A 16927-nucleotide genomic window follows, 5' to 3' on the forward strand; every position below is an offset into this window, starting at 1 on the left:
GAAAGTTCAATAGAAAAGAAAAACATGGGGAAGCAAAAACTCGCTTCCCCAAGTTTACTTCTTAGAGCGTTAGGCGATTAATGCGCTGCCGCATGATCTTCCGCATGATCTTCCGCATAGTCTTCTACCTGCTGCCAAACGCGCAAAAGGTTGCCGCTCAATATCTTTTCAATGTCGGTACGGCTATAGCCTCTATCGAGTAGCCCTTGGACTAAGTTTGGAAAGCTCGCCACATTCTTAAGCCCAATAGGTAATGAGTCGCCCACGCCGTCGTAGTCTGAACCAATACCCACGTGATCAACGCCAATCAGCTTTACAACGTGATCGATATGGTCAAGCACTTCATCAAGCGTGGAGTAAGGGTAAGGCACTTCTTTGCGATAACTTTCTTCAAAGTTCTCTAGCTTAGGGCTGTCTTCACCTTCTTTTTCAATTAAGGCTTTACGTGCAGCCGTCAGGCCGCTGCGCCACGTACCGGCTTCTTTAGACACAAAACTAGAACCAAAGTTAATCATAATTACTCCGCCATTTTCGCCGAGTTTTTTGATCATCTCGTCGTCCATGTTGCGCTCAAAGCCAGGTGTAAATCGGCGCAGTGAAGAGTGAGATGCGATGACAGGTACTTTTGTTAGCTCAATAACCTGATAAAAAGCGTCATCGGACACGTGAGAAATATCTAACATGATACCAATATTATTCATCTCGCTTACTAGGGTTTTGCCAAACGGGCTTAAACCTTTCCATTTTCTGCGCAGGTCATACGAAGAGTCAGAAATGTGGTTTGCCTGGCTGTGAGCAAGGGTAATGTAGCGGATGCCGCGCTCGTAAAAGGCGGTTAAATTTGCTAAATCCCCTTGAATAGGCGAACCATTTTCCATACCCATTGGCAGTGAAATTAACCCTTTTTCAAATTGAGATTTTACGTCAGAAGGGCTTTTAGCAATGGCAAATTTATCGGGTGCGCGGGCAACAATGGCTTCCACAGAATCGATGAGCTCATGAGCAAGTTGGGTAGATTCAGGCGAGTTGTCTAAGCTAGCAGGTACATAAATGCTCATAAACGGGGCGTTAAGGCCTCCGGATACTGCGCGAGGGTAGTCAAAGTCTCCATCTTTTGTGGCTTTAGTGACATCTACCCACTTCTCTTTAACGCGATAAGGAACATCAATGTGCCCATCTACAATAATAGTGTCTTGTGCGATCTTGATAGCTTTTTCAGATGCTGAATACGTGGGGGTGTCAGCAAGTACAGAGTGTGAAGCAAAAAGCGCAGAGATAAGTAATGCGCAAGATGAGAGTGGGAAGCGCCCCTTCATAGAAAATCCTTATTTTGTTTTTTTATCGCTTTGGTCTAGGTCAATAACTCTAACTTAATAGCAATACGAGACTAAAGGATAAATCATACCCAGACAATAGGCTTCCATTTACTTCTAATTGTTCATTTTAACCTACAAAATCACCTTAATTGCTCATTTTTAGAGCGCTTGTGCCCGTTTACTTCAAGTTTACATTGCAATAAAAATTTAAAACTTGTTATGGTGAAGACTGCGTGACTTCATTGCGCGAATACGGGATACTCCCAAGCGCTCCGCCAATTATAGATGACAAACATGCATCAGCGCGGCCGACGTAATTTTTTAGTGGTACCCGCTCTTCTCACATAATCAAGCCGGGGCCACAGTTAACAAGTATGAGAAATAAATATGGCTATTAATTTTGTACCGCTAGATAAAGAAAAGCATAAAGACCTAAAGGTTGCGGTAAACACATCTTTCAGCTTTGCGAAAAACACACACCTTGCAGCAGCAACAATTCGTGAATTTGCACAATTAGCAGCAACAATGCCGCTAGTGTTCATTGAAGACACTGCATCTAAGCGTCACCACGTTGTGACTATGCTAGGCATGGAGCAAGGTCAAAACCTTTTTCTTACTGGCGACAGTTGGAAAGGCCCACACGTTCCAATGAACATCCTTCGCTACCCGTTCGACGTACGTCCTGACGGCGATAAGCTAGGTGTTTATATTGATGAAAACTCAGACCTAATTTCTGATGAAGGCCAAGCGCTATTTACTGAAGCTGGTGAAGCAAGCGAGTTCCTTGATAACCGCCAGAAATTCCTAGCGGACCTTGCGAATAGCGAAATGCTAACACAGCGTTTTGTAGCGAAAGTGGTTGAACTAGATTTACTTGATCCAATTCAAATTCGCCTTACTTACCAAGACGGTAAGCAGCGCAATGTTACTGGCATGATGAGCATTAACGAGAAGAAACTTCTTGAGCTACCTGAAGAGCAAGTACTTGACCTTCACAAGCAAGGCTTCCTAGGTGCAATTTATGCGGTAATGATGTCAGTTGGTCAGCTTAATCGTCTTGTTGAGCTTTCAAACGATACAGATAACCCTATTCGCAACATGCAGCTTTCTGCTGTTAAAGCAGAAGAAGCGTCTGCTGAAGCGGCACCTAGCGCGTAAGCGTTTTAGATCGAAGTTTAAAAACCCGCGATTTCGCGGGTTTTTTTATGTCTAAACGTTACGTTCAGATTTCATCATGTTTCGTTCAGAATCCGTTAAGTTTTAATGCCTTATCTTATGCGTAGTGGTATTACACCTCGTTCCCAACACATTTTTTAAGGACAAAAGACATGAACATCAACTCTAATAAACTTTCAACAACGCTAACCGCACTATCACTCATTGCGGCTTCAGTATTTTCAGCGCAAGTAGCACATGCAGCTACACAAAACGAAGTACAGGTTACCGCTGTTGATCTTGAGGGGCTGGATGACAACCTCTACGGTGCTAGATATGTACGCTACCTTGACGAGGTTAGCGGTAACAGTGGCGCATACCTTATTAACCCTTATCTACAGCGCATATCAAGTCTGTCTGGTGGGTACGCTAATTTAAACGGTAATGACGTGTTTAATCTAGGTAGTACTTTTTATTTCGATGACACTTGGATGTTAGCTATTGAAGGTGTCCACAGTAAATTTGACAGCAACTATGGTGATAACGATTACACCAATATTGATTTAAAAGTAGGGTTTAACTTGTCACGTCAATGGCAAATAGGCGCAGGGGTAATTTATCAGCGCGCTACTTACGATTTTAATGATGGTACAAATAGCTACAGCGAAAGCGAGAATGAAACTTCACCACTTGTTTTTACACGCTATACCACAGTAGGTAACGGGGGAACCGGTTGGGACTTCACCGCTCAATACATTGCCGATGATGTTGATGTATTATCAGGAAGTGCGCGATACTTCTTTAGCCCAGGTTTAAGTGTTCAAGGTAGTTATAGCTATACCAATGCGCCAGACGGTTTTGACAACTTAAAAACCGCAGGTGTGGCTTTAGATTATTGGGTGAATGAGCAGTTCTCAGTATCAGCAAGCTATGAAACAGATATTGATAGTGACATTGAAAGCGATGTAGCTTCGCTTACAGCTTCATACCGTTTTTAAGAACAAGTCAGCACTCAACTATTGATAACTAGCAATTACTAACAATGAACTATCAACTTCGGTTGGTAGTTCATTTTTTCATTTATTCATATAAATCGCTTTTAAGTTATCAAGTGCATTCATCAGATAAAAACAGCAGTTCATCGATAAATTTTAAGTTTAATTTTACCCACCTGAATATTTTTTAATCTTTTTTACGCGCCTAATCATACACTTCCTCAAAACACTGTATATCCAACCAGTTTAAACCCAGTGTTTATGCGGCTTTCACGCCTTTTTTCTACTTGACAGTGGGGATCATTGGTACCTAAACTGTATCTCAGTGGGTAAATGTGGCGAATTGTGGATCAAATCATCATCACTTTGCAGATTAGTACTCAAAAAACAAGAAAACCAAGAGCAAATAATAAAAGGCTAGGGGAATGTTCCGCGGCGCTAACGCAATCAATCTGGATACAAAAGGCAGACTGGCTATACCGACGAAGTATCGTCAGTCGCTGCTGGATGATTGTCAGGGACAACTGGTCTGCACAGTCGATACACAACAAAGTTGTTTGCTGCTTTACCCACTTCCCGAATGGGAAGAGATTGAGCTAAAACTCTCTAAACTTTCAAGCATGGTTCCGGCCGAGCGTCGCTTGCAGCGATTGCTACTTGGATATGCTTCTGAAGGTGAGATGGATAAAAGCGGACGTATTCTTATTCCTACTCCACTGCGAAGTTTCGCAAAACTCTCAAAAGAAGTCATGTTAGTTGGTCAGTTAAACAAATTCGAAATTTGGGATGCCGATATTTGGGCACAACAAGTTGAAGCTGATATAGACACCGAACGCAAAGGCGAATTTGAACTTACCGAACGATTACAGGACTTTTCTCTATGACGCAGCCTAGCGAATTTAAACATATTTCAGTATTGCTTGACGAATGCATTGAAGCGCTGGCGATTAAACCGGACGGTATCTATATTGATGCTACGTTTGGACGTGGTGGGCATTCAGCGCATATTTTAGACGCTCTAGGCGAAAATGGGCGTCTTATCGCCTTCGACCGAGACCCTCAAGCAATAAAAGCAGCGGAACGCTTTGCTGATGATAAGCGTTTTAGCATTATCCATTCACCGTTTGGTGATATGGCAGAAGAAATTGAAGCACTAGGTCTAACCGGTAAGATTGACGGTGTGCTAATGGACTTAGGTGTGTCCTCACCACAGCTAGATGATGCCGAGCGTGGCTTTAGCTTCCTGCGCGACGGTCCGCTCGACATGCGCATGGACACGTCTCGCGGTCAAAGCGCGGCTGATTGGTTGGCTAGCGCAGAAGAGCAAGACATTACACAGGTCATCAAAGAGTTTGGCGAAGAAAAGTTCGGCAAGCGCATTGCTCACGCTATCGTAAATACACGCCTAGAAACACCTATCACGCGTACCGCTCAATTAGCCAAAATTATTGACGAAGCAGTGCCTGTAAAAGACAAATTCAAGCACCCTGCAACCCGCGCATTCCAAGGTATTCGTATATACATTAATGCTGAGCTTGAGCAACTTCGTGTGGGCCTAAAGGCTGCCACTCAAGTGTTAGAAAAAGAAGGCCGCTTAGCCGTTATTTCATTTCACTCGTTAGAAGATCGTTTAGTAAAGCGCTTCATTAAGGAACAAAGTAAAGGGAAAGTTGTACCGCACAATTTACCGATTACCCAGGCTGAAATAGATGCAGATAAAGTGCTTAAAGCCTTGGGCAAAGCGATAAAACCTTCTGAACAGGAGATTGCGAACAACGTTCGCTCCCGCAGTTCGGTATTACGTGTGGCAGAAAAGTTATGACCAAAGCCGCACCAGACAAGGACAGCACTAATTTTAAATTACTGCTTATTATTGTTTCAGATTTAACCCGCAACAAGTTGCGGGTTTTGTTGTATTTAATGGTTATCGTAAGTGCCATGGCGGTGACGCTTAGCAGTCATCACAACAGGCAGCAGGTAATTGCACTAGAAGACCTCATGCAAGAGAAAGATGAGCTTGATGTTGAGTGGCGTAACCTGGTGCTTGAACAACGGGCGTTAACTGAGCATAACCGCATAGAAACTTTGGTTGAGAAGCAGTTGGAAATGTACCGCGCTACCGCAGATGATGAAGTAGTGGTGAGGTTAAAATGAGTACATCAGCCCTTTCACGCCAACGCAAAAAAACAGGTGCAAAGCAAAACGTAACGCCAAGCCTAGTGCACTGGCGTTTTGTGGTTGTACTTATTGTGATCATGCTAGTGTTTGGCGTGTTAGCCGCACGCGCAGCTTACATTCAAGTTATTGAACCTGACGAACTGATTCAACAGGGCGACAATCGTACCTTAAGAACCCGTGACATGCCGACCTATCGCGGCCTTATCACCGACAGAAACGGCGTTGAATTAGCTGTGAGTGTTCCTGTTCGTGCCATTTATGCAGACCCAAAAATTATTCATGAAAATGAAGGCTTCAAAGAGGAGCGCCGCTGGGAAGCGCTAGCGGATGTACTGCGCCAAGACGTTAATGAATTGAAAGAAAAAGTGGCTAACCCCAAGCGTCGCTTCGTTTATCTACAGCGTCAGGTGTCGCCGGCCATGGCAGAGTACGTTGATAAACTAGATATTCCAGGTATCTATCTGCGTCGCGAGAGCCGCCGCTACTATCCTACAGGTGAAGTTTCGGCGCAGTTAATTGGCGTTACCGATGTGGATGACACAGGTGTTGAAGGCTTAGAGCGTATGTATAACGAGTGGCTAACGGGCACCCCTGGCTCTCGTAAAATACGCCGCGATGCGAAAGGCCGCCAGGTTGAAATTTTAGAGACTAAGTCGGGTGAAAAAGCTGGTGACCTGCAGCTGACCATCGACCAGCGTATTCAGGCTCTAGCCTACAAAGAAATTAAAGAAGCCATGATTTATTATCAATCAAGCTCGGCTTCAGCCATTGTTATTGATGTAAAAACCGGCGACGTATTGGCAATGGTTAATGCACCTTCCTTCAACCCGAACGACAGAAGCAAACTGTCTGCGCACAGAATGCGTAACCGAGTTATTACTGATGCGTTCGAGCCGGGCTCAGCATTGAAGCCACTGGCAGTGCTTACTGCATTAGAATTCGGTGAAGTTGAGCCCGAAGACTCGGTAAACACCCACCCGGGTTGGATGCGTTTGGGCGGTAGCTTAGTCAAAGATTCGCGTAACTACGGTGAGCTAACGCTAGAAGAAATTATTCAGCACTCCTCGAACATGGGCACATCGAAACTGGCGCTGTCTGTTCCTAAACAGTTCCTGCTTGATACTTACTACAACATGGGCCTCATGAGTGATACCGGGCTTAACATGGCGGGTGAGAGCAGTGGTATTTTCCATGAGCGCAGTCGCTGGTCAGAGTTTGAATTAGCCACACTGTCATTTGGTTACGGCATTTCCGTAACCACGGCGCAGCTTGGCAGGCTTTATTCCACATTGGCAAATGGCGGGGTTAAAACACCCCTAAATATTATCAAATCGCCAGAGCAACCTTCATGGCAAGCCCAATCTGAACGCGTTATCAGTGAAGAGAACGCGAATGCCATTGTTCAAATGATGGAAAGCGTAACCCAGCGCGGCGGCACGGCAACCAAAGCGGCGGTACCAGGATATCGCGTAGCAGGGAAAACAGGGACAAGCCGAAAAGCGGTAGCAGGTGGTTACGGTGAAGAGTATGTGAACATTTTTGCCGGCATTGCACCAGTGTCTGACCCAAGGCTAGTGACCATTGTTTTGATCAACGAACCCGGCGGCGATTTGTATCACGCAGGGGATACCGCAGCACCTGTATTTTCGTCAATTATGGGTGGTGCACTGCACATGCTTAACGTTACGCCAGATGACAAGCAGGTTACTTCAAGTCGCTTATTGAAAGGAGGTCAAAGTGGTAGTTAGTGCCTTTATTCAAAGTATTAAAGCCTTGTTAGCAAAATTTGGAGTAGATGCCCCCGATATTCGCATTGAAGGTTTAACGTTAGACAGCCGTGAAGTGAATACGCGCTTAGCGTTTGTAGCGGTTAAGGGGCATGAACGTGATGGTCGCGATTTTATACCACAAGCAATAAGTTTAGGGGCTCGTGTAATTCTGGCGCAAACTGAAGACAGTAGAGCCCATGGTCAAATGGAAATGCGCGACCACAGCGTCATAATTTTGCTGTATGAACTACCACAAATGCTCTCGGCGTTAGCTGCTGCATTTTATGACTATCCCGCACAAAAAATGGTCACGGTGGCAGTGACAGGAACTAACGGAAAAACCTCTACAGTTCAACTGCTTACACAGATTAAGAGCGCATTAGGTACACGTAGCGCAAGCATAGGAACCTTAGGGAGTAGTGTGTTTGAGGGCGATGAAACCCAGTGGTCGAACACGCCAGCGGAGAACACCACGCCCGATGCCATACGTATGCAATATTTGTTGGCAGACTTTGTGCAAAGCGAAGTGCGCCATACGGCTTTTGAAGCAAGTTCTCACGCATTGGTTCAGGGGCGTCTTGGTACAGTAAAAACCGATATCGCTGTTTTCACCAATCTTACTCGTGACCACTTAGATTATCACGGCACAATGGAAGAGTATGGCAGAGCCAAGCGCTTGCTACTTCAACAGCCGGGTTTGAAAGTAGTGGTGCTGAACGCTAATGATGATGAAAGCAAAAAGTGGGACGGCGCAGCAGATAAAACTGTAACGCGAGTCTGGACTGGCATAGACGAAAATAGCTTGGCTGGTAAAAGCGAAATTGTGTTACTGCGCGATCAAAACAATCCTCAAAGTCGCCATTGTTTCGCCACAAATGCTTTTTATCATGCAGGTGGATGTAGCTTTGAACTAGTGAGCTCGTGGGGAAGCGCTGCTATTTCGCTACCACTATTTGGAAAGTTCAATATCAGCAATGTGCTTAGCGCTATAGGTACGTTACTAGCTGAAGGTGAGCGTTTTGATGACGTGGTTAACGCGGTAAATGCTATCACTCCCGTCGCTGGTCGAATGGAAGTATTTCCTATAACTGGTGCTGCTAATTTAGTGGTGGACTACGCGCATACGCCAGATGCGTTAGAGAAAGTGCTATTAAGCGCAAAATTCCATACAACGGGCAAAGTGTGGTGTGTGTTTGGCTGTGGTGGAGATAGAGACAAAGGCAAGCGACCGTTAATGGGGCAGGCTGCCGAGGTTGGTGCTGACGCTATTGTGATCACTACAGATAACAGCAGAAGTGAATCCCCTGAGTCTATCGCCAAGGACATCATTGCGGGCTTAAAAAATTCTGAGCTGGCAGTGTCTATTCCCGATCGCGAGCAAGCTATTCGCCACTGTCTTGAGCATGCGCAAGACAGCGACATCATCATTGTGGCCGGAAAAGGCCATGAAGATTACCAAATAATCGGTGATAAAAAGACTAACTATAACGAACGTGCAGTTGTGGCGCGACTGCAACAGGAGTACAGCAAATGATAACAACAACGCTGTTATGGATAGCCGAAAAGGTTAATGGAAAATTATTGAACGACGTTGCGGATATTGAAGTGTCTGCAGTAAGTACCGATACCCGCACCCTAGAAGATGGCGCAGTTTACTTAGCCTTGAAAGGCCCGAATTTTAATGGCCACGATTTTATCTCAACGGCAGAAAAAGCGGGAGCAAGCGCGGTTATTGCAAGTGAAGACGTGGAAACCTTGCTACCTGTCATCAAGGTTGAAGATACCAAGGAGGCACTTGGTCTGCTGGGCGCGGCGGTTAAGGCTCAGGTAGCACCAAAAACTATTGCTATTACCGGGAGCAGTGGCAAAACCACGGTCAAAGAAATGTGCGCGGCCATTTTGGCCCGCAGAGGTAACGTATTGGCCACAAACGGTAACTTCAATAATGATATTGGTGTGCCATTAACTCTTCTTCGTTTAGAGACGGAGCATGAGTACGCTGTAATGGAGCTTGGAGCGAATCATTTAGGTGAAATTGCCTATACCACAAATTTAGTAAAACCTGACGTCGCAACCATTGTTAATGCTGCAGCTTCTCACCTGGAGGGGTTTGGCAGTTTACTTGGTGTTGCACGGGCAAAAAGCGAAATTTTTAAAGGCTTAGATGAGAATGGCGTAGCGGTAGTTAATGTCGACAGTCAGTTCGCTGAGTTTTGGCAGGGTAAGCTTAAACAAACTAAAACGCTTACGTTTTCCCCGCAGCAGAAAAACAGTGCAGATTTCTATGCTGAAGATATCACGATTGGCTTAGACGGGTGCGCTTCATTCCATCTTTCATGTCCTCAAGGCGACCTGGCAATTCAGCTGACAATACCTGGTGTCCATAACGTGGGCAATGCTCTTGTTGCTGCTGCGCTAACGCTTCAAGTAGGCGCTACGTTAGAAAATGTGCGCGATGGCTTACTCGCCATGAAGCAAGTTAGCGGCCGTCTTAATGTGAAACAACTTACTGAACAAGTTCGTCTTTTAGATGATACCTATAATGCGAACGTGGCGTCTGTAAACGCGGCAATTGACACGCTAAGTAGCTTTTCAGGTATTCGTGTTCTTGTGCTAGGCGACATGAAAGAGTTGGGCGAAAAGGCGCGTTTTTACCACGAGCAGGTGGGGGAATACGCTAGACAAAAAGGAATTGATTACCTGTATACCATGGGTGTTTTGAGTCAATCAGCGAGTGCTGTGTTTAATGAAAATGGTGGCCATTTCAGCGATGTTGAAAGTTTGTTGGCCGCAATGGAGAGTGATTTGTTAGTGCAGCAGCGCGATATTTCGATTTTAGTTAAAGGTTCACGCAGTTCAAAAATGGAACGCGTGGTAGAGGCGGTCGAGGCCTCTGCGCTGGGAAAGCACGATAGCCGTCGGGAGCGAATAGCATGTTAATTTGGCTAGCCGACTGGCTGACACAATTCGATTCAGGGTTTAACGTATTTTCATACCTTACTCTTCGCGCAATTTTAAGCACGTTGACCGCGTTACTTATTGCCATTCTTATTGGCCCTAAGATGATTCGTTATTTGCAGCGTATGCAAATTGGTCAAACTGTACGCGACGATGGCCCGCAAAGTCATCTATCAAAATCCGGCACACCCACCATGGGCGGGTTGCTGATCCTTGCTGCCATTGTTGTTAGCGGCTTGCTTTGGGCTGACCTGACTAATCGCTATGTGCTGGTAACCCTAACTGTGGTTGTGGCCTACGGTATTATCGGATTTGTTGACGATTATAGAAAAGTAATCCGCAAAGATTCGAAAGGGCTTATCGCGCGCTGGAAGTATTTCTGGCAATCGGTAGTTGCCTTGGGTGTAGCATTCTATTTATACAGTAGCGCTACAATTAGTGCAGAAACTTCGTTGCTCATTCCTTTCTTCAAAGAAGTATTCCCACAGTTAGGTGCCTTTTTTATCATCATCACTTACTTTGCCATTGTAGGTACAAGTAACGCAGTAAACCTTACTGATGGTTTGGATGGACTAGCTATTGTTCCTACCATTTTGGTGGCAGGTGCATTTGCCATTTTTGCCTACGTGACAGGTAATGCGAACTTTGCTGAGTATTTGAATATCCCACATATTCCGCTCACCAGTGAACTAGTGATTGTGTGTACAGCTATGGTCGGTGCGGGCTTGGGATTTTTATGGTTTAACACATATCCTGCGCAAGTATTTATGGGTGATGTTGGCTCACTAGCGCTAGGCGGCACATTAGGTGTGCTGGCTGTACTGGTGCGCCAAGAGCTGGTGTTAATCATTATGGGTGGTGTTTTTGTTGTGGAAACCCTGTCGGTCATCCTTCAGGTAGGTTCTTACAAACTGCGTGGCCAGCGAATTTTCCGCATGGCGCCTATCCACCATCACTATGAATTGAAGGGCTGGCCAGAGCCGCGTGTTATCGTGCGTTTTTGGATAATTTCAATCATTTTAGTTTTAGTGGGTTTAGCTACTCTCAAACTTAGATAAGCGGTTAAGAGATAAATAGTAATGTCGTATAACGTACGTGAGCATAGTTATGTAGTCGGTGGCCTAGGTGTTACAGGTCAGGCTTGCGTGCGCTTTTTGTTGCAAAAAAAAGCAACGGTTAAAGCGTTTGATACACGTGCTAATTTTACTGCACCTGCTGATCTTGATACTGGCATGCAAGCTTTTATGGCAGATAAGGTCACTTGCAATGCCCTAAGTGAAGATTACTTCGATGGTGTAGACACCTTGGTGTTAAGCCCAGGACTTGCTATTGATATTGAACAAGTTGCCTTGGCAAAATCTTGCGGAGTAGAGGTTATTGGTGACGTGGAGCTGTTCGCCCGTTTAAATACACCTGAGAATAGCACTATGCCAACTAAACGAGTGGTTGGCATAACAGGCTCTAATGGTAAAACTACGGTTACTTTATTAGTGAACCATTTGCTTAAAGCCTGCGGCGTAAAAAGTATTGAAGCGGGTAATGTGGGCCGACCTGTGCTTGAAGCATTTAAAAGCGATGCAGATGTAGTGGTAATGGAGTTATCGAGTTTTCAACTTGAAACCACGTCAAGCCTTTTACTTGAGGCTGCCACAGTACTCAATATTTCCGATGATCACCTAGATCGTCACATCACCCTTGAGGCGTATATCGATGCCAAGCACCGTATTTTTGATAACGCTAAATCAGCTGTCGTATGGCGGGATGGAGAGTTTGTAGCGCCTGAAGAGCAACTTGTAGATGCGGGTAATGCTAATCACTATGCTGCTTCAAACGTTGCATTGAATAAAGGTTTGCTGGCGACACGAAACATCATTGAATATGGATTAGGCGAATCGTCTACCGGTTTTGCGATTGCACCATTTGAAGATGGCCGCAGTGGTTTTGAAGATAAACAAAGCCTGTATATTACGTTTAACGGCGAAAAGCTCATTGCCCTTAGCGATATTCATTTAGTGGGTATGCATAACGTACTAAATATTATGGCTGCATTAGGCATTTGCCTTCAGCTTGGTGTTTCGCCTGAAAGAGCGATTAAACATTTACACAGCTTTAAATCTGCACCTCACCGCTGTGTGGAAATAGCCCGTGTAAACAACGTTCGCTATATCGACGATTCTAAAGCAACTAATATTGGTGCCACCATAGCAGCCCTAGAAGGAATAGGCCCTACTATAGAGGGTAAACTTATTCTTATTGCCGGTGGTGACGCCAAAGGTGCGGATATGGAGAATCTGGCGCCTTATCTAAACCAGCATGTGGCCCATGTGTTTGCTTTGGGCAAAGATGCACATCTGTTCGAAAAGAGTTTTGCTCATGCAACGTGCGTGGCAACCATGAAAGATGCAGTTAAAGCGGCAACAAGGCTCGCTGCTCCTAGTGATGTGGTAATGCTCTCGCCTGCGTGTGCCAGCTTAGATATGTTTAAGAACTATATGCATCGCGGTGACGTGTTTAAACAAGATGTATACGACCTACATAATTTACACAGTCAGAACAACGCTACTGTGGAGGCTGCATCATGATAGCTGCCTCTACCAAACTTAGTGCGTTATTTGCCGCGAAGCACGACGGAAAACCTTCGGCAACGCATCCGTATGATGTCACTCTCATTTTGATTGCGCTGGCTCTGATGAGCATCGGTGTTGTTATTGTTACATCAGCATCTATGCCGGTGGCAGATAGGCTACACGACAATCCATTCTACTTTGCCATTCGTCACGGTATTTATATTGTTGGGGCGATCATTGCCGCAATGATCGTTCTGAATTTGCCTATGCAGTTTTGGCGCATGACCAACCCCTACCTTCTGCTTGCGGCTATCGCGCTATTACTAGCAGTACTGGTAGTGGGAAGAACCGTAAACGGTAGTACCCGTTGGTTGGCGATTGGGCCCATAACCATTCAAGCGGCCGAACCGGCCAAGCTCTTTTTCTTTGCGTATTTGGCAGGCTATCTCGTTCGCCGATACGAGGAAGTTACCGAGAACTTGAAGGGCTTTATTAAGCCCCTTGTGGTGTTTTTTGCACTGGCTATGTTGTTACTGCTTCAGCCAGACTTGGGGACCGTTGTCGTGATGTTTGCAACCACGATTGGCTTGCTATTTTTAGCGGGTGCACGACTGTGGCAGTTCTTCGCACTGGTGTTTGCAGGCATATTGGCGGTTGTAGCGCTTATCGTGTTTGAAGAATACCGAATGAAGCGGGTAACCTCCTTTTTAGACCCTTGGGCCGATCCGTTTGGTGCAGGCTATCAGCTAACTCAGTCTTTAATGGCTTATGGTCGAGGTAATTGGTTCGGGCAAGGCCTAGGCAATAGCTTACAAAAGCTTGAGTTTTTGCCTGAAGCACACACCGACTTTGTTATGGCCATTTTGGCAGAAGAGCTCGGCTTTGCCGGTGTACTTGCGGTACTAGGTCTTATTTTATGGATGGTGTTACGCGCATTAAATATTGGAAATAGGGCACTTGAAAAAGGGCGCGCGTTTGACGGCTATTTGGCTTACAGCATCGGCATATGGTTTAGTTTTCAAACGGCGGTAAATATTGGCGCAAGTGCCGGTATTCTGCCAACCAAAGGGTTAACCTTGCCGCTTGTCAGCTACGGCGGCTCGTCACTTATTGTTATGTCAGTGGCGGTAGCCATACTCCTTCGTATTGATTTTGAACTACGTGTTGATGGCGTACAAGCAATCGGCCGAGGCGATGGTAAGGACGGCAAGAAAAAGGCCCGTCGCAAAAAGCCTATTTCTTCAAACGAAGCTCAGGCTAAGGAAACGGCTAAACCAGAAAAAAGCACCGATGATGAAGATTTTTCATCATCCACCGTGGAAGCTAAGCCCGCAGTAAAAACATCAACCGCGGAAGATGAAGGTAAAGCTGGCATTAAAGCCATACTGGCGCGAGTAGCGCAGGAGGCGGACAATGACTAAGCGTTGCTTGATTATGGCAGGTGGAACAGGCGGGCATGTATTCCCCGGTCTTGCAGTGGCAAACGCGCTTCGAAATGAAGGGTGGGATATTCACTGGCTAGGTACCGCCGAACGGATGGAAGCACAAGTTGTGCCTAAGCATGATATTCCTATTCACTTTATTCCAGTAAAAGGGCTTCGTGGTAAAGGAATATCGGCTCGTCTTCAAGGTGCCGTTGCCTTAGTGAAAAGCTTGTTCTCTGCAAGACGAATCATTAAACGTCTTCAGCCTGATGTGGTTGTTGGGTTTGGCGGCTATGCCAGCGGCCCAGGTGGTGTGGCAGCAAAGAGCCTAGGTATTCCTGTTATTATTCACGAGCAAAATGCCGCAGCTGGCATGACAAATAAGTTACTTAGTAAATTCGCAAACCTCGTTTTACTTGGCTTTAACGATGCTAAAGAACAATTTTCAGGAGTTGCCACTAAGGTGCATACTGTAGGTAATCCAGTTCGCGATGAAATTTGGCAGGTGATGCCTAAAGCTGCAGATATTAACGCAGGCGCTCGTGCAAACACTCTTGAAAATACCAGTGAGTACGAGCAGGGTTTAAATATGCTTGTGGTTGGCGGAAGTTTAGGCGCCCAAATTCTGAATGAAACTGTGCCTGAGGCATGTGGTGTACTAGAAGGCTTATCTATAAAGCACCAGTGCGGTAAAGGTAATAGTGAAAGAGTTACTCAAGCTTATAAATCTGTAGGCGCTGATATGGCGAAAGTTGTTGTGAGCGATTTTATCGATGACATGGCCGCAGCCTACGAATGGGCCGATTTCATTGTTTGTAGAGCCGGTGCGCTAACGGTAAGTGAAGTTGCAGCTGCAGGGCGCGCCGCTATTTTTGTACCGCTCCCGTTTGCGGTTGATGATCACCAAACGAAAAATGCGCAGTCGTTAGTAAAGCAAAATGCGGCATTAATGATTGCTCAATCAGTATTGAAAGATAGTTTAGGGCAGGCGGTACGTCAGTGGTTACAACACCCTGAAGGCTGCTTAAAAATGGGTGCTATTGCGAAAACATGTGCAAGTACCCATGCCACGGAAAATGTAGTAAGCCACGTTAAAAGCGTGGTAGGAGTAGGGGACTAATGGTTTTTAAAACCCCATTTGAAAGCCCGCAAATGCGCAGGGTAAAAAATATATTCTTTATTGGCATCGGCGGTGCCGGTATGGGCGGTATTGCGGAAGTATTACTGAACGAAGGTTATGCTATTGCTGGCTCTGACATTCAAGAAGGGCCAATGACCCAGCGCTTAACCGAATTAGGCGCTGATGTGAAAATAGGCCATCGAGCGGAAAATGTCGAAGGTATGGACGTCATTGTGGTGTCTAGCGCTATCAATGAGCAAAACCCTGAAATTATTGTTGCTCGTGAAAAGCGTATTCCAATTATTCGCCGCGCCGAAATGTTAGCGGAGCTAATGCGCTTCCGTCACGGTATTGCGGTGGCGGGTACGCACGGCAAAACTACCACAACCAGTTTAATCTCGACGATTTTCGCCGAAGCGCAGTATGACCCTACGTTTGTTATCGGTGGATTGCTCAATAGTGCCGGTACGAATGCGCGTTTAGGCAAAAGTCGCTATCTTATTGCTGAAGCTGATGAAAGCGACGCGTCGTTCCTTCATTTGCAGCCTATGGTATCGGTTGTGACCAATATTGAAGCGGATCACATGGATACCTATGGTGGAGACTTCTCGAAGGTAAAAGATACTTTTGTTGAATTTTTGTCGAATCTACCGTTTTACGGGCAGGCCATCGTGTGTGGTGACGATGCGAATATCCAAGAGATTCGCCCTCGTATTGGGCGTAGCATTCTTACCTACGGTTTTGAATCTCATAACGATTATCGCGCAGAAAATATTACTTTGTCATTCGGCAAAGCGAATTTTACCGTTATTCGCCCAGAGCGTGAACCCTTAGATATTACGTTAAACCTCACCGGCAATCACAATGTGCTTAATGCCCTAGCTGCTATTGCAGTGGCTTGCGATGAAGGCGTGGATGACGATGCTATTGTCCGTGCACTAGCTAGCTTTGGTGGAATAGGTCGTCGATTCGAGCAACTAGGAACGTTTCATACCAGCAAAGGCGAGGTTTGTCTGGTTGATGACTATGGCCATCACCCAACGGAAGTAAAGGCTACTATTGCTGCTGCTCGCGCAAACTGGCCAGATAGACGATTGGTTATGGTTTACCAGCCTCACCGTTTCACGCGAACACGTGACCTTTATGAAGACTTCGTTGAAGTATTGTCGAGCGTCGATGCACTGCTGCTACTTGATGTGTACGCCGCCAGTGAGCAGCCTATTGAAGGCGCTGACAGTAAAGCACTATGTCGTTCAATTCGTCAGCGCGGTCAGATAGAGCCTGTCTATGCGGGTGATAAAGACGCCTTACCAGCTATTTTGGCGAATATTATGCAAGATGGCGACATTGTTATGACCCAGGGGGCAGGCAATATTGGCCAAATTGCTAAGCTATTAGCAAGTCATCAGCTAGAGCCTAAAATGCTTGCAAGGGAAGGGGAATAA

At 45.7% G+C, this 16927-nt stretch carries 14 protein-coding genes; 13 read left to right on the forward strand and 1 reads right to left on the reverse strand.

All coding sequences use genetic code 11. The features are described 5' to 3' along the window. Positions 1-77: 77 nt before the first annotated feature. Positions 78-1316 (reverse strand): dipeptidase, encoded by a 1239-nt coding sequence (locus KL866_RS04105; protein WP_214993576.1) that lies wholly within the window; start codon positions 1314-1316, stop codon positions 78-80. A gap of 387 nt (positions 1317-1703) precedes the next feature. Between KL866_RS04105 and KL866_RS04110 the strand changes: the two genes are divergently transcribed. The 13 genes from KL866_RS04110 (at position 1704) to murC (ending at position 16927) form a co-directional block, all read left to right on the forward strand. Continuing rightward, on the forward strand, positions 1704-2474 hold the full coding sequence (locus KL866_RS04110) for a SapC family protein (protein ID WP_025256156.1): 771 nt from the start codon (positions 1704-1706) through the stop codon (positions 2472-2474). 170 nt (positions 2475-2644) lie between these two features. Further along, entirely contained in the window at positions 2645-3469 is an 825-nt protein-coding gene (locus KL866_RS04115; protein ID WP_214993578.1) for a hypothetical protein, read from the forward strand. Positions 3470-3891: 422 nt separating this feature from the next. After that, positions 3892-4350 (forward strand): division/cell wall cluster transcriptional repressor MraZ, encoded by a 459-nt coding sequence (gene mraZ, locus KL866_RS04120; protein WP_025256154.1) that lies wholly within the window; start codon positions 3892-3894, stop codon positions 4348-4350. Further along, on the forward strand, positions 4347-5288 hold the full coding sequence (gene rsmH / locus KL866_RS04125) for a 16S rRNA (cytosine(1402)-N(4))-methyltransferase RsmH (RefSeq protein WP_025256153.1): 942 nt from the start codon (positions 4347-4349) through the stop codon (positions 5286-5288). Before mraZ ends, rsmH begins: the two co-directional genes overlap by 4 nt. Next, positions 5285-5620 carry a cell division protein FtsL gene (ftsL, locus tag KL866_RS04130; RefSeq protein ID WP_025256152.1) on the forward strand — a complete coding sequence of 112 codons (336 nt, stop codon included), beginning with the start codon at positions 5285-5287 and terminating at the stop codon, positions 5618-5620. Before rsmH ends, ftsL begins: the two co-directional genes overlap by 4 nt. Beyond that, a complete protein-coding gene (locus KL866_RS04135; RefSeq protein WP_214993579.1) occupies positions 5617-7392 on the forward strand; it encodes a penicillin-binding protein 2 in 1776 nt (591 codons plus the stop codon). Before ftsL ends, KL866_RS04135 begins: the two co-directional genes overlap by 4 nt. Beyond that, the gene (locus KL866_RS04140) at positions 7382-8947 is read left to right on the forward strand and encodes a UDP-N-acetylmuramoyl-L-alanyl-D-glutamate--2,6-diaminopimelate ligase (protein WP_214993581.1); all 1566 of its coding nucleotides are present in this window, start codon (positions 7382-7384) and stop codon (positions 8945-8947) included. The genes KL866_RS04135 and KL866_RS04140 overlap by 11 nt, the downstream gene beginning before the upstream one ends. Beyond that, a complete protein-coding gene (gene murF / locus KL866_RS04145) occupies positions 8944-10353 on the forward strand; it encodes a UDP-N-acetylmuramoyl-tripeptide--D-alanyl-D-alanine ligase (RefSeq protein WP_025256149.1) in 1410 nt (469 codons plus the stop codon). Before KL866_RS04140 ends, murF begins: the two co-directional genes overlap by 4 nt. Next, positions 10347-11429, forward strand: a complete 1083-nt coding sequence (mraY, locus tag KL866_RS04150; protein ID WP_025256148.1) for a phospho-N-acetylmuramoyl-pentapeptide-transferase — start codon at positions 10347-10349, stop codon at positions 11427-11429. The genes murF and mraY overlap by 7 nt, the downstream gene beginning before the upstream one ends. Before the next feature lie 21 nt (positions 11430-11450). After that, a complete protein-coding gene (gene murD, locus KL866_RS04155) occupies positions 11451-12953 on the forward strand; it encodes a UDP-N-acetylmuramoyl-L-alanine--D-glutamate ligase (protein WP_214993583.1) in 1503 nt (500 codons plus the stop codon). After that, positions 12950-14359, forward strand: coding sequence for a cell division protein FtsW (gene ftsW / locus KL866_RS04160; protein WP_214993585.1), 1410 nt, complete (start codon positions 12950-12952; stop codon positions 14357-14359). The genes murD and ftsW overlap by 4 nt, the downstream gene beginning before the upstream one ends. Then, on the forward strand, positions 14352-15482 hold the full coding sequence (gene murG / locus KL866_RS04165; RefSeq protein ID WP_214993587.1) for an undecaprenyldiphospho-muramoylpentapeptide beta-N-acetylglucosaminyltransferase: 1131 nt from the start codon (positions 14352-14354) through the stop codon (positions 15480-15482). Before ftsW ends, murG begins: the two co-directional genes overlap by 8 nt. Beyond that, complete coding sequence (gene murC, locus KL866_RS04170) at positions 15482-16927, forward strand: UDP-N-acetylmuramate--L-alanine ligase (RefSeq protein ID WP_025256144.1); 1446 nt, start codon at positions 15482-15484, stop codon at positions 16925-16927. The genes murG and murC overlap by 1 nt, the downstream gene beginning before the upstream one ends.

This window comes from Alteromonas sp. ALT199, assembly GCF_018619335.1.
Lineage (GTDB): Bacteria > Pseudomonadota > Gammaproteobacteria > Enterobacterales > Alteromonadaceae > Alteromonas.